Raw genomic sequence first — 18,570 nt, 5'->3', positions numbered from 1 at the left:
CATAAAACAGTGGTTTTTTCACCTTTTGGGTGAAGAAAAATCTGATAATTTGACTGCCGATTTCTGCATGGCTATCGGTCTTTCTGCATTTTTACCTGTTTGAGTTTCACGGATTCAGGTTTATTTCAACTATATTATACCACATACTAATGAACTTTTGGTGCTGACTTTGTTGCTTAAAAAAGACAGTGTAATGAGTATTTTCTTTTGTAAGGCTTCATTATTTTTTCTTTTTCGATTCCGGTATAAATCCAAAATAATACGCCTTACGCTTCCATTTTAAGCCTTCTTTTTCCTCTCATGATATTATCATCTTCACGAATGAACTCTATGAAATCAGCTCCCATTGAAAAAGGTTTCTGCCCCCTTCTTGCGGGAGAATGCGTACCATTTTCTTTCACACCAGAAATGACGGTTTTAAGCCATTTTCATGGATTCTACCAATGAAAATTCAGCCGAAAGAATGGTACACATAACTACTATTGAAGAAACGGCGGAATGTGTACCGTTTTTCTCCATTTTCGCGGTTGATTATTTCATTATTTTGCGCACCATTATTTCTCGCTCAATATCATCATTCGCAACACAAACTCCTCCGCCTGTTTTTCGATAGCGTTCATTTTGTTTTGCCATAGATTCGGATCGGATTTCTTCAGCTCGGTAGTAATTTGCTTTTTTGCTTCCAGATCCCTGACGGTTTTGTCGTAGAGGTGTTCTGCTTTCATGTTGATTTCGGTGATGTAATTAAAAAACTCGCCTGCGCTCAGGAGAGTGTAATACTTCTCCTTGTCGTGGTCGATGAGGTATCGGCGATAGCGTGTGCCCCATTCGCCGTATGTAGCAAGCAGTGCTTTTTCTCTTGATTCCGACATTACAATCAGCTCCCTTGATATGATCTATGGTTCTATTATACATATCGCAGGTGCCATGGCGGCGCCCATATTATTGGGGTCGGTTATCTGATAGTCTGTAATTTTTCCGACGGTCGCAGCTTTTATCGATACTCCAGTTTCTGCCATTCCGACGACGCAGCTTCCGGCTCCCGTTACAGTCCACTGGGCCGTCGGAGTCCTTACAGCGCCGTATTCAAGCGGAAAGCGGTACTGTCGCTCTGCGGCGCAAAAATGCGATGAGGTCGAGCATACCGCATTTTTCGCGGCACCGCTCTCTGTATATACCGCCGACATAATCAGCCCCTGTCCCATTGTCGAGCAGGCTCCGTACTGTCCGAGAAATGGAATATTAAAGTCACGGATACCAAAGCTTGAGCCTGTGCACTGATTCAGCAGATCTCCTGCGAAGATGAAGTCGATTTCTTCCTTTTTTACTCCGCTTTTTTCTATCGCCAAACTAATTGCCTCGGTCTGAAAGCTGCTCTCGGCGTCCTCAAAGGTTTCCATTCCGTTATATGGGTCATATATAATTCTGTCAAAGAATTTTCCGACCGGACCTTCGCTCTCTTTTTTTCCGACTACGGAAGCGTATCCCCTGATAACCGGAGATTCTTCAAACAACAGTGTTCTGTTTCCGATTTTTTTCATGTTAGTCACCTCATAAGTAGTATGCGGAAACAGGCGTTAATCATGCAAAAAAGGAGCCGAACGAATCAGCTCCCTTAAATATTTACGCATTCACTTTTATCAATGCTTTCCAACGTCGCTTGAAACGGTACATTTCCTTGTCCGCCTTGTTAAAAAGCTCGTATGTACTGATATCGGTATTCTCGCGTCGGGCATAGCCATACGCCAAGTCAAGCTTTAAGTTGGATTTAATGTTGTATTCCTTTATCTGATTGTTGAACTTGCGAATCTCCTTCTCGATCTGAGCGAGAGTTTTATAACGCCCGATAACGGCAAACTCGTCGCCGCCGATGCGGAAGCATTTTCCGAATTCTTCAAATGATAAGGAAATAATTTCCGCCGCCTTTTTTATCATCTTGTCGCCCTCGGAATGACCGTATTTATCGTTGATTCCCTTGAGATTGTTCATGTCAAAGACGATATAACACAGCTCGTCACAATCAAAGCTCGCCTCCTGTTCAAGAATAAAGGCGTTGCGGTTGCTGATGTTGCACAGGCTGTCAATGTACGCCATTTTGCGGACGTCCTCGTAATCGGAGGTTTTTATATATCTTCTCGCGGCGATGTTCAGCATTTCCGAAAATACAAAATATGCGTATATAGTCAGCGCCAAACCGGAGCATAACAAAAATACCTTTCTGTTGCCGGCTATGAAAAACGCAAGACCGCAGATAATCAGAACAATCTGAATACCGCAGAGCATAATGAAAAGATGCTTTTCGTCGGTTTGCTTTCCGGATAATGCTATTATCTGCATAACCCTGCAAGCGATCATCAGAAAACAGAACGAGAAGCCCGTTACGAATACCGTTGCGGTAATGAATACCTGCGGTAAGTTCAGAGCGGCGAATACGAAGAACAATACTGACAATACAGTAAAATACCACTCGGACAGAATGATCCATTTCCGCTTTGATATCAGCTTGATAAAATCAATAAACAGATGCGGCATCATCATCAGACTGACGCAGCAAATGTATCCCGAAATCTCGCGGGATACGGGCATAACAAAAAGGGTACTCGCGTCTGTGAGAAAAAACACCGAGGAAACCAGGAAGAACACTCCTGCCTTGATACTGACCTGCGCGGATTCCCTGTTTCGGTCAAATTTTCTGTGAATCAGCGAGCCTAAGAGCAGCGAGGTCAGTCCGGAGGTTACAAATACAAGGAAAAATATTATTGAAATATGGTTATCGCGAAGATATCCGGTCATGTTCCTGATATAGAGCGAGGTCCTCTCCCACTCGGACAATACCGACGGAAGCGGTAATGAAATAAGACGGCATACTACCGCAAAAACGACGGAAACAACAATAAGAAATATGTTTTTTATATATAGCAATTTGTTATCAGTCAACATTTGACCCACCCCCTCATAATCTATCCTACATCTATTATAATATAATATCGTGTTATAAACAAGAGAAATTATGCACAAACATTTACGTTTTGTCACTACTTGTCATAGCAGATTATTATAGCCATATTCAGGGCGGTATTGACAATAATCTAAAATTTTACTATAATTCTCTTGAATCGAGGAGATAGCATGAAACGAGAGCTGACTTTTGCTCAACAGGTTGAGCGAAGTATCACAAAAAAATACCGTAAAGAAATCTGGAACCCTTTTGTCGCCGCAGTCAAACGCTATGAGCTGATAAATGAGGGCGACAGGATAGCTGTCTGTATTTCGGGCGGAAAGGATTCCATGCTGCTCGCAAAGCTGATGCAGATGCTTCAAAGGTACAGCGAGGTACCGTTTGAACAGATATTTCTGGTAATGAATCCCGGCTACAATGAGGAAAACCTGAATCAGATAAAAAAGAACGCCGAGCTGCTCGAACTGCCTATTGAGATATTTGATACGGATATTTTTGATATCACCGGAAAGGTCGACCGCTACCCCTGTTACCTATGCGCGAAAATGCGGAGAGGACATCTTTACCATGAGGCTCAAAAACGCGGCTGCAATAAAATCGCCCTGGGTCACCATTTTTCCGACGTTATTGAAACAACCGTGATGGCTATGTTCTACGGCTCGCAGCTTCAGGGCATGATCCCTAAACTAAAAAGCACTAATTATGAGGGAATGGAGCTTATCCGTCCGCTGTACTGCGTGCACGAGGACGATATTATCGCGTGGACAAGGTACAACGGTCTGCGGTTCATTCAATGCGCCTGCCGCTTTACAGACGCGGATTTTGTCGCTGAAACAGGCGGCACCAAAAGAAAAGAAATCAAGGAGCTTATTCGCGAGCTGAAAAAGACGAATCCTAATATTGAAAAAAGTATCTTCAACAGTCTGCACAGAGTTCACCTTGACACCTTTGTCGGCTTCAAGACAAAGGGAAAGGAATACAGTTTTCTGGACAGATATTGAAAAACACGCCCCAAACAGCGGGGCGTGTTGTTTTTTCAGAAATATTTTTTTATTCAGCAGATTCAGCGTCGGAATCTTCTTTAAGAGCGGCTTCTGAGATCGCGTTGAGCTCGTCAATCGAAGGGATTTCACCATCGATGTCCTCAACTTCCTCCTCACTGACAATAGCGTCGGCAAGCTCGGACTCATCGATGTCGGAAATATCCATCAGGGTGTCGTCCTCCTCAGCGCCGTAAAGCTCGGAAGCAATTATTCCGATCGCCTCCTCACCCTCGGGAATGGGCAGACCAACAAAGAAGTGCATCTGATTCTTGTAAATATGAACGTCGATATCGAGATTTTTGTCCTCGGCGATCTCACGCAGCTTCTTTACGTCGGCACAGAAGATTTCGCGTGTGCCTGCAAAAACGGTCAGCTTCGGGAGACCTGAGAGGTCGCCGTAAATCGGGCTGACAGTTGGGTGCGTCAAATCAAGGTCGCCCGCATACTTCGCACCCTTGAAGGCGAGCTTCTCAATATTGAGAACCGGGTCGTTCGGCTGGATTTCTTCCATTTCGGGGTTGCTGTTGGTGATATCGAGCCACGGTGAGATCAAAAACGCCTGCTTGGGCATGGGAAGCGCAAGATATCTGAGCTTCTGGAGTATAGCAAGCGCAAGACCGCCGCCGGCGGCGTCGCCTACGAATACAACGTTCTCGGCGGGAATGCCCTTGCCTCTGACGATATAGAGATAGCGGTCAATAAGCATCTGCTGAATCTCAACCGCGGTATGAGCGGGAGCCTTGGGATATACGGGGAGAATCAGCTCGGCGCCGAGCTTGTTTGAAAGCCTTCTCATAAAGGCATAGTGATAACGGGAAGGATTGTACCAGAAGTTGCTGCCGTGCAGATAGAAGATCACATCGACGGTAGTCTTATTCTTTGGCTCGAGAACAAAGGTATCCTCGAAGTCGTCGAGCTCGCGGAGTCCGATTCTCTTTCTGACAGCCTGAGGAAGCACAAAGGGCTGAGCGCTCTTTTCCATGCTCTCCTCAAAGCTCGGCTCTCTCTTTACGGAGACGGGCAGAGTTCTTGTTGCGTCCTCGAGGACAAGGCTTTTGACGCTTCTGTCCTGCTTCTTCGCCTGAACGCCCTTGGCGATCACAAGACCAGCCGCGGCGGCGGTTACGGCAGCAGCCGCGCCGATAGCGATTTTCTGCGAGGTTTTCATCTTAAAAATCTTTCCTGCGGCCGCGGAAACAGCCGCTTTGATTGTATTATTCATGCGGATTACCTCCTAAGTATATTATAATTATTATACCATACTTTTCGACAAAAAACAATCATTACCAAAAAAATATTTTAGACAGTATCATTGGAATGACTGATTTTCCTCGCTGATAATCTGTCTGATTTCCTCCTCGGCAGCTCTCACCTCGTCGAGAAAAGCGCGTGAAGATACCCTCAGAGCGCCGTTTCCGAGAATAATGATCTGTTCGAGTCCGTCCGAGGTGACAACACGGACGCGGTTGTTTTTCGCGAGCTTGTGAGAGGTCTTTTCTATGTACATATCGGCGGTTTCCGCTTCCTTTGTATAGACGACGCTTATGCCGTTTACCTGCTCCACCTCGCGATGATTGCCCTTGACCCGGTAGGCGTCAAATACGACGATAAGCTCGCACTGACGGAAGCCCTGATAGTTGCAGAGAATGTTGATCAGCGCGGTTCTTGCACCGTCAAGATTGGTCTGAGCAAGCTCGTTGAGCTTTTCCCACGAGAAAATCACATTGTAGCCGTCCACGAGAACGTACTCCGTTCCGTCGTAGGTCGGCTTTTGTTTTTGATATTTAGGGTCGGACGGTGCGGAAAAATGCCGCTTGCTCTCAGCCGCCGTACGTTTTCGGACAGGTCCGTAGGTTTGCTCGAAGATGCGCAGAAGCTCCTTGTCGAGAATGAAAAAATCCTCCTTAGTTCTGCATTCGGCAATCATTTTTTCCCGTGTAAGAGGCTTTGGCTTTGGCTGCTCGAGCGCGCTCGGCAAGTGCATATACTTTTTTACCTCATTCCACTTGATGTTATGACCCGCTCCGTGTGAGCAAAAGACTGAATCGCTCGGATTTTCTATGTCGGAGTCGCAGTCATAACCTATCGCGGCAATAACCTCCTCGGGATTGTGGCAAGGCGCGTAGCCCTTGAGAGAGCACTGAAGTCTGCCCTTTCCGCGGGTATACTGCACAACCTCGCGCTGGTAATCCCGCATTCCGGAAACAGGAGCGGTTCCGGTGATCACGGCGCTGTCCTCTGTTGCGTCGGGAGGGTTGAATTCTCCGTGCATGCGCTGGATATCGGTCATAGCCCTTCCAACGCACTCTATGGGTACCTCAAGAGAAAAATCAAACACCGGCTCAAGTATAATACTTTTCGCGCTGCGGAGTCCCTGTCGCACGGCGCGGTAGGTCGCCTGCCGGAAATCTCCGCCCTCGGTATGCTTTGCGTGTGCCTTGCCGGAAGCGAGAATTATTTCCATGTCGGTGATCGGCGAACCTGTAAGAACGCCGAGGTGCGTTTTTTCGGAAAGATGTGTGAGGATAAGCCTTTGCCAGTTCTTGTCAAGACTGTCCTCGCGGCATTCGCTGCGTATGGCGATTCCGCTGTCGCGCTTTGCCGGCTTCATAATCAGATGAACCTCGGCATAGTGGCGCAGCGGCTCAAAATGTCCCACTCCCTCAACGGTTTCTGTAATGGTTTCTTTATAAATTATATTTCCTTTATCGAAATTTACTTCGAATTCAAAGCGGTCGCTGACTACTCTTTTGAGGATTTCGAGCTGGATCTCTCCCATAAGACGGACTTGTATCTCACCGAGACGTTCGTTCCAGACAACGTTCAGCTGCGGATCCTCGGCTTCAAGGATCCTGAACTTTGCGAGAGCGGTATGCGCGTCAATATTATCCGGCAAGATAACAGAATAGCTCAGCACAGGCTCGAGCACAGGCAGAAAGGCGTTTTCTTCAACGCCCAGACCGTCGCCTGTCCTTGTGAAGCTCAGTCCCGTAACGGCGCAGACCGTACCGGCGGCGGCTTCGTCCACGGCGGTGAATTTTTCACCCGAATAGACGCGAATCTGATTCACCTTCTCGCCGTTCTTGTTGTTATCGCTCTTTACAACCTCTCTGACCCTTAATGTGCCGCCTGTCAGCTTCATAAAGCTCAGGCGGTTTCCTTGAGCGTCCTCGGCGATCTTAAATACACGAGCGGCGAACTCAGAACCGTAATTCGGCATTGCGGTGTATTTTGACAGACAATCGAGAAACTCCCCGATACCGTACAGTCTGAGAGCTGAACCGAAAAAGCACGGAAAAACCTTTCGCTGTCTGATCGCTGAAACAATATCGGCGTCGCAAAGGGTATCGCTCTCGTATTTTGTCAGCAAGTCCTCGCCGCAGAGCGCGATGTTCTCAAATAAATCATCGTGCCCGCCGAAATCCACACAGGCTTCGCTGAGCTTGGTGCGAAGCTGATAATACACCACTTCCCTGCTCGAGCTGTCCAGATCCATCTTGTTGACAAAGATAAACGTCGGCACGCGGTAACGGCGGAGAAGCTTCCATAGGGTCATGGTGTGGCTCTGAACGCCGTCCGAGCCGCTGATTACAAGAATCGCGTAGTCGAGAACCTGAAGGGTCCGCTCTGTTTCAGCCGAAAAATCGACGTGACCCGGAGTATCGAGGAGGGTAAACTCAGTATCGCCGCAGGAAAATACCGCCTGCTTTGAGAATATCGTGATGCCGCGCTCGCGCTCAAGCGTATTTGTATCGAGAAAGGCGTCGCGATGGTCTACCCTCCCGAGCCTGCCGATCGCGCCGGAGGAATAGAGCAGCGCCTCAGAGAGTGTAGTTTTGCCCGAATCAACATGTGCGAGAATGCCGACTGCTATTTTTTTCATAGGATCACCGCCCGGAGTATTATGATAATATGATACCACAAATCACTGAAAATGTAAAACAAAAGCCGGCAAAAACTGCCGGCGTAATTGTTTATTAATACTGCTGATACTCGACGCTGCCGTCGGAGTAGTGAATCTCATAGTAGCCGTGACCGGAACCGTCGCAGTCGGGGAAGTTTTCCTTGCTGACTACGGTCTTGCCTGCGGGCTGCTCCTGCTGGGACTGCTGCTGAGGCTGTTCCTGCTGCTGAGGCTGCTCCTGCTGAGAGGACTCTGTCTTGGTGCCGCGGGTTACAACCTTGTCAACCGCTTCCTTGGTGACCTTCTCCTCTACCTTCTCGCGGCTGTCCTCCTTGCCGTCCACATACTTGACCTTGTAGGTAACGGTCTTTTCGCCGTCCTTACCCTCCTGGGTAACCTCTTCCTTGCCTGCCTCGAGGCTGTCGCTTTCCTTCTCTACGGTCTTGTACTCAATCTTCTCGGTCTTTTCCTCGGTCTTGTACTCAACGCGCTTTACAGTGATCTTCATGCCGTCCTTGATTTCGGCGTTAAGCTTCTCGCTTACCTCGTCGTCCTCGCCGAGAGTGACCTTCTGCTCCTTGAGGAAGTCCTCGACGGTCTTTGCCTTGGTAGCTACGTCGCTGGTTTTGCCGTCAACGGTGAGAGTCACCTTTGTGCCCTTGACCATGTTGATGACCATGCCGTCCTCGAGGTACTTGTCCTTGTCGACGTCGGGCTCGCAGCCGTTGGTGTTGAGGCCGGACTTTTCGATAGCGTCGGCAACTGTGCCGCCTGTCATCTCGATCTCTCTTGTCTCGTCGCCGAGCTTAACGGTGACCTTGGCGTAACGCTTGACTGTGATTTTGGTGGTGTCCTCGGCGATTTTTTCGTCCTTTGCGGGTTCGGTTTCGTCCTTCTCGCCCAGCTTGATCTCAGCCTTTTCGAGAACCTGCGAAACGGTCATTCCTACGTTTGCCTCGACCTCAGTCTTGGCGTCCTTGTCTTGAACGGTCAGGGTAACGGCCTTTCCTGCGCAGGCAGTAAGTGAAAATACCATTACCAGAACGGTCAGTACCGCGAGCGCGGCAGTTGTTAATCTTTTCATTTTATTTCCTCCTATCAAGAACGCAGCTCAAAAAAGCCGTCCTTGTTCTTTACCATGATTTTGATCGTGTAAGAGCCTTCGGAAGGATAGCTCTCGGAAGGCAGGTACGCAAGCAGTCCGTCGCCTTCCTCGGATTTATACGAAAACGCTTCAAAGGTCTTTTCCGTGCCGCTCTCGTCTTTGACGGTGATATAATATTCTCCGCCGGATTCCGACGCGGCGCCTTCTATTACCGCTGAAATCTGAGTATACTCGGCGGCGTAATTGCAGGGCTGAACCTTTACCTTGGGGCTTCCTTCAACCGTACCGGAAAGCTTGTAAAAGCTCAGCTCGGGAGCGGGCAGCATCGGCGGCATTGTAATGAGCCACTTGATGTTGCGCTCGACAAGCTCCATAACGAAGGTGTCGGGCTTATTTGAAGCCAGATCCTGACGGATATTCATCGGGAATGCCTTGGTAAACGTCGCGGTGTTGTACACCGAAGCGAAGAACGGTACAAGAGCGTTTCCGAATGAATCGCGGTACATATAGAGCGTGCCGGATGAATTCGGATTTTCCGTCTTGATAAGCGTATCCTCTACCGACTTGGTATCGGTGGTGTAGGCGTATTTATCCTCGGCTCCGTAGTAGTAATTATACTCGGGCTCAGAGGAAACAGGATAGAGCATCTTGCTCAGGTCCCCGGTGAAATCCTTCTTTCGTGTTACCTCGGCGGAAGAATAATCGTCGTGCGGCTGATTAAGCTGATTGAGAATGCTGTTGTACGCGAGCAGAGCGCCCTTGTTGTTCCAGTGAGAATCGCGTGCAAAGTACAGCGTTTCGTCCTGAGCGGAAAGCGGCTCAAAGAGATTGCAGTAATTGACTCCGCTGTCCTTGAGCGCGGAATGAAGCAAATCCCTGTTGCGGGTATCGGAAACCTTTGCGCTGTAGGTATAGGGCATGTTTCCGGGATAAAGCGTGTTCTTGTTGGGCGCGACGGTAAACAGGAAATGCGCGCCGTTTGACTCGGAATAAGTCTGAATCACCTTGAGGTTGTTTATTACCCCGTTGATTTCACTCTCGGTGAGCGTGTTTTTGCCGAGGTAATCGTCTGTGCTCGAGGTGTAGTAGAGCCAGTCATTATTTCCGACGACAACGGTGTCTATATTGGAGGTCTTGAATAACCCCGCCTGTATGGACGCGTCCGCCTGAATCATCTCGGGGCGGAAAGCGAAATGCTTCTCATAGTAGCCGCCGAGCTGGGTAAAATAGCTGAAATTGAAGCTGCCGTCCTTGTTTGTGACCGACGGAGCAGGAGTCTGACGCTCGTTGCCTATCGGCTCGTCAGTCGGACGGAAAATCATTCCGAGAGACGGTACGGCGCAGACAGCGACGCAGAACACAGTAAAAATAATCAGTAGTATTTTTTTCATGTCACGCCGCCTTTCTAAAATCTGAAATAGATAAAGGGATTGTACGCGCCCGAGGAAAGCCGGAGCATACACCAGACAAGACCCGCGGCGGCGATGACGTACAGAGCAGCCTGAACGCCCTTCCAAGCAGAGGAAAGAGCGGCGTCTCCATACAGATTGGCGCGGATTTTGTCAGCCAGCGGACGGATTGGTGCGCAGCCGATAACGGCGGCGGCAAGCATAATAAGGAACCACGGCGTGAGCTGTGTGAGAGCGATGCTTAGAGCCGATTCCGAAAAGTCGAAGCCTGCGAACATTCTGCCGATATAGGCAAAGCCGTAGGAAATCGTGTCCGCTCTGAAAAGCACAAAGCCGAGGATCACTACGAGCATTGTGTAGATATGTCCGAGAACCTTCGGGAGTCTGCGCATAACCGGAACATATTCCTCGAGCAGCAGGAAGAGTCCGTGCCAGAGTCCCCAGAGCACAAACGTCCAGTTCGCTCCGTGCCATAGACCCGTACAGAAAAATACGATAAGACGGTTGAGAGCAGTGCGCGCCTTGCCTTTTCTGTTTCCGCCGAGCGGAAAATAGAGGTACTCCTTGAACCATGTGGACAGAGAAATGTGCCAGCGTCTCCAGAAGTCCTGAATGCTTACGGCGCCGTAGGGATACATGAAGTTTTCCTTGAATTCGAAGCCGAACATCAGACCGAGACCTATAGCCATGTCGGAATAGCCTGAGAAGTCGTAGTAAATCTGGAACAGGTACGCAACCGCTCCCAGCCACGCGGCGGGTAATGAGAGTGTTCCCGCGTCCTGAGAAAAAAGAACGTCGGCGACCTGACCCATGGTGTTTGCTATGAATACCTTCTTTGAAAGTCCGCAGAGAAAACGCCTCAGACCGCGCGAGATCTTGTCGATACTCTGACAGCGGTCGGTGATCTGACGGTTGATATCGCGGTACTTTACGATAGGACCCGCGATAAGCTGCGGGAAGAAGGTAATGTAGAGTAAGATGTTCAAGTAATTCTTCTGAACCTCAACGGCTCCGCGGTAAACGTCGATGACGTATGACAGCGCCTGGAAGGTGAAGAACGAAATGCCTATCGGCAGAGCGATTTCGGGAACAGGCACCGACAAGCCCGTGAGGGAATTGAAGGTGGTCACAAACATTCCCGTGTACTTGAACACGGCGAGAATGCCGAGGTTGACGACGACCGCAGTCACAAGAGCCGCCTTGCTTTTCTTTTCGGGGTTATATTCAACCCACCGTGCGCAGAAATAATTGAGCACCGAGCTGAAAAGCATAAGCAGTACGTATACAGGCTCGCCGTAGGCGTAAAACGCGAGACTTGCGAGAATAAGCAGGATATTTCTGACCTTGAGAGAGGGTATCACCGTGTACAGGATAAATACCGCGGGCAGAAACAAGCTGAGAAAAACCAGTGAACTGAAAACCATTTGCGATATTCCTTCCGACTAAATCTTGACGTGCATCCATGAAGCGCCGCCCTTGATTACGGTGTAGTTCACGCTGGTAGGATTGTTGTAGTAGTCGATGCCGAAGTAGGTGTGGTCGAAGAAGTGTCTGCCCCACTCGGGATCGTAGACCTTACCCTCGATTTCCGCCCAGCCGTGGCCGCCGCTGTGGCAGGCGTAGCAGTTGTCATAGCCGAGAGCCTTTGCGATAAACGCGAACTCAGCGCCGTAGCTGATGCAGTTGCCCTTGCCGTTGACGAGCATATCGTTTGCGTAGATAATTTCCCAGCCGTCGCCGTGATAGTGCGGGATTCTGGGATTCAATTCGGTGTAGGCGTTCTGGATATAGCGGAACATCTTCCAGAGCTTGTCGCCCTTGCTCATGTTTCTGTCGCAGACCTTGTCAATAAGAAGGAAAGCGCGGTGATAGGTCTTGTCCTTCTCGGTGGTGACCTTAGTGGCTCTGCCGTTTTCGACGTTCCAGTCATAACCGCCGTAGGTCACGCCGGTTCTTAACGTGAAGTCGAGAGTTCCCTTTTCAAGGTACCAGTAGCCGTAGGAGTTCTTTGCCACACCTGTAAAGTTAAAGTCGATCTTGCCGTCCTTGCCGGCGTAACGGAAGCCCTCTGCCGATGAACCGACAAGGCAGTCCTTGAGCATTACGCCGTCGGAATTATAGTAATATGTATCGTTGCCGATCTTTACATAGCCCTGACGGATCTTGCCGTCGACAAATACATAAGACTTGCCGTTGATAGAAAGCGTTCCGTTCGCAACAGCGCCGTTGTAGTAGAACTTCGCGTCGTCGATATATGAGCTGATAAGCTCTCCCTTTTCATTTACAAGGCGGAGAGTGTAGGCGTAGGCGTTGTTTCTCTCGGCTGTCAGATCGTTGTAGGAGGTTTCGGGAATAGAATCAAAAAGTCTTGCCCAGCCTGAATTGATGGTGCGTCTGTACAGGCGGTAACCCGCGGCGCCGTCTGTCGCGTTCCATTTGATATTATTGCCCTTGACCGCAGAGCTTACGCTTGAGATAGCGGGCGGTGCGAAATAACGGTTAGTCCAGCCTGTTCTGTTGAACGGACTGATGAAGTTGCTCGCTTTGTCAAGACAGCGGACCGTGTAGGTGCGGGTCGCGCCGTTTTTGACGGTCTTGTCGACAAAATATGTGTCTGTCGTCGAGCTGATACCCTTCCAGCCGTTTGCGCCGTCAAGGTAGAATACTCCGTACTTGTAAGCGCCGTTGCACTTGTCCCAGCTCAGCATCGCGCCCTCAGCTGTGTTCTCGAAGGACTTGACCTGAGGAGTTTTGACGAACATTACGGACTTTCCGCTGTTGTAGTAGCTTGTCCATTCCTCGCCGTCCGCGGTGATGCAGCGGACTGTGTAGGAATACTCCTTGCCGGACGCGGCGGTTTTGTCGGTGTAGGTTCTGGAATTTGTGTCCGCAAGCTTGCTCCAGTCGGAGTCGCCGGTCTTGCGGTAAATGCGGAAGTTCTCCGCGTTCTTGTCGGCGTTCCACTTGATCACAACGCCGTTTTCGGTAACGTCAAGACTGCTGATTACGGGCGGAGTGAGGAAAATAAAGCTCTTGCCCGCTTTGTTGTAGGCGCTGACAAAGTCGCCGTTCTTGTCAAGACAGCGGACGGTGTAGGTATATGTCTCGCCGGACTTGACATTTGTGTTTACAAAGCTCTGGGAGGTAGTATTGCCGAGACCCTTCCAGCTTCCGTTCTCGAGGACGAATACGCGGTACTTTGCAGCTCCGCCGCACTTGTCCCACATGATCTCGGTGCCTTTGGCGGTATTGTAGAAGCCCGTGATAACGGGAGTTTTGATGTAGGTTATGGACTTGCCGCTGTTGTAATAGCTTGTCCAGTCGCTGCCGTCGGCGGTTATTGCGCGGACGGTGTAGCTGACCTGTACGCCCGAGGGAGCGTTCTTGTCAACAAGAGCAGTCGCTGTTGTATCGCCTACTCTGCGCCAGTCGGTGTCGGCAGTTTTGCGGTAAACGCGGTAGTTAACGGCTCCCGCAAGACTTCCCCAGTTGACTTCAATACCCTCTTCAACGGGATTCAGCGCGCTGATTTTCGGCGTGGTAAGGAAAAGATAGCTCTTTCCCTCGTGGTCGTAGTCGCTGATAAAGTCGCCGTTGCTGTCAAGGCAGCGGACTGTATAGGTATAGCTCTCGCCGGAGAGCAGTCCCTCGCTCGTGAAGCTGGTCGATGTGGTATTGCCCAGACCTCTCCAGACATTGTCACGGTCGAGCATGAATACGCGGTACTTTGAAGCGCCGGCGCACTTGTTCCAATAAATAGTTGTGCCTGTGGCGGTGTTCGCGAAATCAGTGATAACAGGAGTCTTGATATATCGAACCGACTTGCCGCTTGTGTAGTAGCTTGTCCATTCCGCGCCGTTTGCGCTGATACAGCGAACCGTATAGGTATATGAAGTGCCGGACTCGGCGGTCTCGTCAGTCATAAAATTTGACGTGGTATCAGCGAGTCGCTTCCAATCGGAGTTTGCAGTTTTGCGGTAAACACGGTAGTTCTCGGCGCCCTTGCGGTCTGTCCACTCAAGAAATACACCTTTCTCCGAGCTGCGGACAGAAGTCATCTCCGGAGGCGCTATAAACGTGTATTCAAATCCGTTGTGCGCGTAATCGCTGCAAAACTCTCCGTCGTTTCCAATGGCACGCACGGTGTAGCGGTAAACCTCTCCGCTTTGAAGACCCTTATGGGTAAGACTGAGCGATGAGGTCGTGGCAACGCCCTTCCATGAATCGTTTTCCCAAACGAACAAACCGTAACGCGCGGCATTAGGATAAGCCTTCCAACTGACGGTGATTCCGTCCGCCGTATTATTAAACCCGGTCACTTCGGGAAAAGGCGCCTGCTGAGCCTGAGCGGATTCGGAAACCACGGTATCTGTCTGTGCGGCGGAAACCGCAATACCTGAGGCAGATAACGCAATCAAAGCCGCGAAAAACGCGACTATCGGCTTTTTCATATTATTACCTCCAAATAGATATAAAAACTTAAATTATATAATAACACATATTTTTCATTTTTTCAACAAGAAATATTCATTTTTTACAAGAACAATATGCTTTAGCTATCTTATTCGACGCTTTTCAGACTCGTTACCATATCGACCGCCTTTATTTTGAAGCTCATCGCGGCGTTTACGAGAAGTGAAAACAGCATCGTCAACCCCGAGGCGTACAGATATGTCGTAAAATAAATATCCCTGCCGAACATGACGTTGTCGACCTCGACCGTGCGGACAATGAATCCCGTAAGCAGAATACCGAGCAGAAGCCCCGCGATAATTCCCATTGCGGTAAGAATCAGGTTTTCCTTATATATAAAACGCGAGGTCTCTTTATTATAGAAACCGAGAACCTTGAAGGTCGCGATTTCACGCACACGCTCGGCGATATTTATATTGGTAAGATTGTAAAGCACGACAAAGGCAAGCCCCGCCGCACAGACGACCATTACGACTACCACCATGTTAAGAGAGTTGAGCATGTTCTTGAAATCCCAGACATTCGCGCCCATAAACGAGACGGCTGTGACTCTGTCGTCGGACAAAAGCTCGGAGCTGAACTTGTTCTGCGTATCGTCGCTCTTGTCGGTAAGGCTCGTGATCATCAGATTGTATTCGGGTTCATCGCCGAAAAGCTGTTCGTAATACTTAGGAGTGAGATAGAGGTAATTGTAGATATACTGCTCAAATATTCCGCTGACCTTAGCTTCGGCAGTCTTGTCCCCTATTTTCAATGTGATAGTATCTCCGACGGAAAAGCCCAGCATTGAGGCGAGCTTTTCGTTTACCAGAACACCGTCGTCGTCCAAAGCAAGCGGAGTGTGCTCCTGTCTTGTGCGGACAGTAACCATTTTATCAAAGGACTGCGGTTCCGACATAGTCCAGAGGTAAGTGGACTCGCTGTTTTCCTTATCGCCGAAGCCTGCAGTGACGTCACTTTGAGAAACAAGAAGATTTTCCTCCGCACAGCCGGTATCATCTGAAAGAGTCTCCAGATACTTCAGATCCTCTGCGCTGCCGCTGTCCTTAGGCGCGACTGCTACGTCGTACTTGTAAATCTCGCCGAACTGCACCTCTGTCAGCGGATCGAAGCTGTTGAGCAGACCGAACGCCGCGACAATAAGAGCGGTACAGCCGGCAACGCCGATCACGGTCATGCACATTCGGATTTTATAGCGGAATAAATTCCTCGCCGTGAGCTTCGCTGTAAAGCCCATACGCTTCCATAGCGGAGTGATATATTCAAGCAATATTCTCTTGCCCGCCTTCGGAGCTTTCGGACGCATTGCCTGCGCAGGCTTAAGGCGCAGGGATTTTGCGCATACTATAACGGAAACTGCGGCTGTGGTTAAGACCGCGGCAAGCACTCCGAGCACTATAGCGGGAATATTGAGCACCAGCGTTATATCGCCGATGTAGTACATTATTTTATAGGCGTTGAATATGATAAACGGCAGCGTCAGCACTCCGACCGTTATTCCGACGGCGCTGCCCGATACCGCCGCGAGCATGGAGTAAACAACATATTTAAATATAATCGCGCTGTTTGAGTAGCCGAGAGCCTTGAGAGTGGCGATTTCGGTGCGCTTTTCCTCAATAAGCCGCGTCATTGTCGTGACGCAGACGAGAACGGCGACAAGAAGGAAAAACAGCGGGAATACCGAAGCGACCGCGTCGAGCCTGTCGGCATTCTGAGAAAAGGTCGAGTAGCCGGGATTGTCGTCACGGTTGAACACGTACCACTGCGACGGGCTGAGACTGTCGACCTGCTCCTGTGCTTCATCTATCTGCTTTTTAGCGTCGGCAAATTTTTTATCCGCTTCATTTTTATTTTTTTCATACTCAGCTTTTGCGCTGTCGAGCTTTTCACGTCCGCTCTGCTTCTCGGATTCAAACTCGGATACGCCGCTTGCGTACTTGTCTTTGGCGAGCTGCAAGGTATATCGGGCGTTTTGCAGCTGTAAAAGACCTGACGAGCGCTGTCTTTCAAGCTCTGAGGAGGCTGCGCTTAACTGCGCTTTTCCGCTGTCTATCTGAGCCTTTGCCAAATCGAGCTGTGCCTGACCGTCAGCCGCCTGCCTGTCGAGCTCTGCCTGAGCTTCATCGAGCTGCTGCTTCATCTGAGCGAGCTGCGCTTCGGCATTGCGGTATTCTTCGTTTAATCCCGTGAGCGCCTCGTCAGCCTTGTCGAGAACGGACTTCACCTGCTCGGTCAGCTTCTGCGCTCCGTCGAGAATCTCCTGCGCCTTGTCGAGCACTTCGGAAAGCTTCTGAGCCTGCTCCGGAGTAAGCTTTTCCTCTTTTGTCAATTCATCGATCGCGGCTCTGGTGCCGTCGATCACCTCGGTGAGCTTTTCATGCAGCCCGGACTCGGTAAGAGCTGTGACCGCTTCGTTTATTTTTTCTACAGCCTGCTGCGCCTTCTCCAAAAAAGCGAACAGCTCCGCCTTGCTCTCAAGCTCGGCGTAGCCTTCGGCGAGCTGCGCTCTGCCGCTGTCGATCTGCGCCTGAGCGGAAGCTATTTTTTCCTGAGCTTCAATAAGCGAGGACTTGTACTTCTCCTCCGCGTCGTTTAACTCAGCGCGCTTTTCGTTAAGCTGCTTATCCGCGTCGTTTATTTTTGTGTAATATGCGTACTCACCCGCGGCAAGCTCGTTTTCTCCGTCCAAAATTTTCTTTTCAGCGTCCTTTAACTGCTGTTCCGCGTCGGAGATTTTTTCATTATATTCTTCTTCACCGTCTAGGATTTGCTTCTCGGCGTCGTTAAGCTTTTTCTCGGCGTCGCTTTTCTCGGAGTTGTACTTCTCCTTAGCCTCGGCGAGGTCGGACTTCGCCTTGTCGATAACCTCAACCTGAAACGCGTCCTCGCGCTCAGACGCCGCCTGCTCCAAACGCTCCTTGAGCTCGTCTGTCCTGTCGGAATATTCATCGGAAAATGCCGAAACGCAGTCTGAGAAGTCCGACTTGACATACAGCTCGGTATATCGGTCAATCTTAAAATCTTCGGCGGAGACATACATGTACTCGTCGATCTTGCCGTTTCCGATCTGAGAAATGCCGCGCTGATACGAGATATACAGCGGCGACTCAGCCTTGCCGACGATCGTGTATTCGGTATAGTTGAGCATATCGGCGACCTTGTTTTCGCCTGCCATCGGCGCGAATCGAACCTTTCCGCCGATCTGATGCTTTACATTCGCAAAGGCGACGCTCTCGGTGATTATCTCGCCGCTGTTCTCGATCTCCCTGCCCTCGTTTATGACTATTTCATTGAGCGAAGGGTTTTTGAGGTATTCATCGGGTATCGCGATAAGCCGCACCAAATCGCCGCCCTCGTCGGCGTCGGTGATCAGATCAAAATAGTACGAAGGCATTACGCTCTGAACGCCGTCGACCGAGGCAATCGCCCTGACATCGTCGTCGGTAAAACCCGTTGTGGAAACAAGGCGGAAATCCATCAGCTTTTGCTCGCGGTAATAATTCTCGGCGAGGCTGTACATCGACGGGCTGGTAGCCTTGATACCGGTAAAAAATCCGACTCCGAGCGCGATAATTGCCATAATCGAGAAAAACCGCGCCTTTGTATCAAGGATCTCTCTGAAGGTGTTCTTTATCAAAGCTCCCGTCATGCTTGAGCCTCCTTTCCGATTATTTGAA

General features: G+C 49.8%; 12 protein-coding genes. 1 reads left to right on the top strand and 11 read right to left on the bottom strand.

Features of this window, described 5'->3' with window-relative positions; all coding sequences use genetic code 11:
* Positions 1-266 precede the first annotated feature (266 nt).
* From KQI64_RS10525 to KQI64_RS03675, 4 genes are all read right to left on the bottom strand, one after another.
* The gene (locus KQI64_RS10525) at positions 267-401 is read right to left on the bottom strand and encodes a hypothetical protein (protein WP_301282410.1); all 135 of its coding nucleotides are present in this window, start codon (positions 399-401) and stop codon (positions 267-269) included.
* A 153-nt stretch (positions 402-554) separates the two neighbouring features.
* Entirely contained in the window at positions 555-872 is a 318-nt protein-coding gene (locus KQI64_RS03685) for a TnpV protein (RefSeq protein WP_201427559.1), read from the bottom strand.
* Between the two features lie 24 nt (positions 873-896).
* Positions 897-1,541: a hypothetical protein gene (locus tag KQI64_RS03680; protein ID WP_216523392.1), complete on the bottom strand. Its 645-nt coding sequence runs from the start codon at positions 1,539-1,541 to the stop codon at positions 897-899.
* Positions 1,542-1,623: 82 nt separating this feature from the next.
* Entirely contained in the window at positions 1,624-2,940 is a 1,317-nt protein-coding gene (locus KQI64_RS03675; protein ID WP_216523391.1) for a GGDEF domain-containing protein, read from the bottom strand.
* A 189-nt stretch (positions 2,941-3,129) separates the two neighbouring features.
* Between KQI64_RS03675 and KQI64_RS03670 the strand changes: the two genes are divergently transcribed.
* Positions 3,130-3,960 carry a tRNA lysidine(34) synthetase gene (locus tag KQI64_RS03670; protein WP_216523390.1) on the top strand — a complete coding sequence of 277 codons (831 nt, stop codon included), beginning with the start codon at positions 3,130-3,132 and terminating at the stop codon, positions 3,958-3,960.
* A gap of 49 nt (positions 3,961-4,009) precedes the next feature.
* On the opposite strand, the gene KQI64_RS03665 is transcribed toward KQI64_RS03670, so the two are convergent.
* The 7 genes from KQI64_RS03665 to KQI64_RS03635 all read right to left on the bottom strand — a co-directional run bounded on the left by KQI64_RS03665 (position 4,010) and on the right by KQI64_RS03635 (position 18,542).
* Complete coding sequence (locus tag KQI64_RS03665; protein ID WP_216523389.1) at positions 4,010-5,224, bottom strand: alpha/beta hydrolase fold domain-containing protein; 1,215 nt, start codon at positions 5,222-5,224, stop codon at positions 4,010-4,012.
* Between the two features lie 87 nt (positions 5,225-5,311).
* Positions 5,312-7,885: a translation factor GTPase family protein gene (locus tag KQI64_RS03660; RefSeq protein ID WP_216523388.1), complete on the bottom strand. Its 2,574-nt coding sequence runs from the start codon at positions 7,883-7,885 to the stop codon at positions 5,312-5,314.
* A 94-nt stretch (positions 7,886-7,979) separates the two neighbouring features.
* On the bottom strand, positions 7,980-8,990 hold the full coding sequence (locus KQI64_RS03655; RefSeq protein ID WP_216523387.1) for a G5 domain-containing protein: 1,011 nt from the start codon (positions 8,988-8,990) through the stop codon (positions 7,980-7,982).
* Positions 8,991-9,004: 14 nt separating this feature from the next.
* Entirely contained in the window at positions 9,005-10,402 is a 1,398-nt protein-coding gene (locus KQI64_RS03650; RefSeq protein WP_216523386.1) for an alginate O-acetyltransferase AlgX-related protein, read from the bottom strand.
* Positions 10,403-10,416: 14 nt separating this feature from the next.
* A complete protein-coding gene (locus tag KQI64_RS03645; protein ID WP_216523385.1) occupies positions 10,417-11,844 on the bottom strand; it encodes an MBOAT family O-acyltransferase in 1,428 nt (475 codons plus the stop codon).
* Between the two features lie 18 nt (positions 11,845-11,862).
* Positions 11,863-14,871, bottom strand: a complete 3,009-nt coding sequence (locus KQI64_RS03640) for a hypothetical protein (protein WP_216523384.1) — start codon at positions 14,869-14,871, stop codon at positions 11,863-11,865.
* A 110-nt stretch (positions 14,872-14,981) separates the two neighbouring features.
* Positions 14,982-18,542 (bottom strand): FtsX-like permease family protein, encoded by a 3,561-nt coding sequence (locus KQI64_RS03635; protein ID WP_216523383.1) that lies wholly within the window; start codon positions 18,540-18,542, stop codon positions 14,982-14,984.
* Between the last annotated feature and the right edge of the window lie 28 nt (positions 18,543-18,570).

Origin of the sequence: Lachnoclostridium sp. MSJ-17 (assembly GCF_018918205.1) — a bacterium.
In the GTDB taxonomy this organism is placed as follows: domain Bacteria; phylum Bacillota; class Clostridia; order Oscillospirales; family Acutalibacteraceae; genus Ruminococcoides.
Note: the sequence above shows the minus strand (reverse complement) of the source record. Positions and strands in the feature narration are given on the sequence as shown.

Bases quoted from the DNA above. Each gene is read 5' to 3' on its own strand.
- KQI64_RS03680 (WP_216523392.1), bottom strand. From the start codon at position 1,541: ATGAAAAAAATCGGAAACAGAACACTGTTGTTTGAAGAATCTCCGGTT.
- KQI64_RS03650 (WP_216523386.1), bottom strand. From the start codon at position 10,402: ATGAAAAAAATACTACTGATTATTTTTACTGTGTTCTGCGTCGCTGTC.
- KQI64_RS03635 (WP_216523383.1), bottom strand. From the start codon at position 18,542: ATGACGGGAGCTTTGATAAAGAACACCTTCAGAGAGATCCTTGATACA.
- KQI64_RS03655 (WP_216523387.1), bottom strand. From the start codon at position 8,990: ATGAAAAGATTAACAACTGCCGCGCTCGCGGTACTGACCGTTCTGGTA.
- KQI64_RS03640 (WP_216523384.1), bottom strand. From the start codon at position 14,871: ATGAAAAAGCCGATAGTCGCGTTTTTCGCGGCTTTGATTGCGTTATCT.
- KQI64_RS03675 (WP_216523391.1), bottom strand. From the start codon at position 2,940: ATGTTGACTGATAACAAATTGCTATATATAAAAAACATATTTCTTATT.
- KQI64_RS03670 (WP_216523390.1), top strand. From the start codon at position 3,130: ATGAAACGAGAGCTGACTTTTGCTCAACAGGTTGAGCGAAGTATCACA.
- KQI64_RS03665 (WP_216523389.1), bottom strand. From the start codon at position 5,224: ATGAATAATACAATCAAAGCGGCTGTTTCCGCGGCCGCAGGAAAGATT.
- KQI64_RS03645 (WP_216523385.1), bottom strand. From the start codon at position 11,844: ATGGTTTTCAGTTCACTGGTTTTTCTCAGCTTGTTTCTGCCCGCGGTA.
- KQI64_RS03685 (WP_201427559.1), bottom strand. From the start codon at position 872: ATGTCGGAATCAAGAGAAAAAGCACTGCTTGCTACATACGGCGAATGG.
- KQI64_RS03660 (WP_216523388.1), bottom strand. From the start codon at position 7,885: ATGAAAAAAATAGCAGTCGGCATTCTCGCACATGTTGATTCGGGCAAA.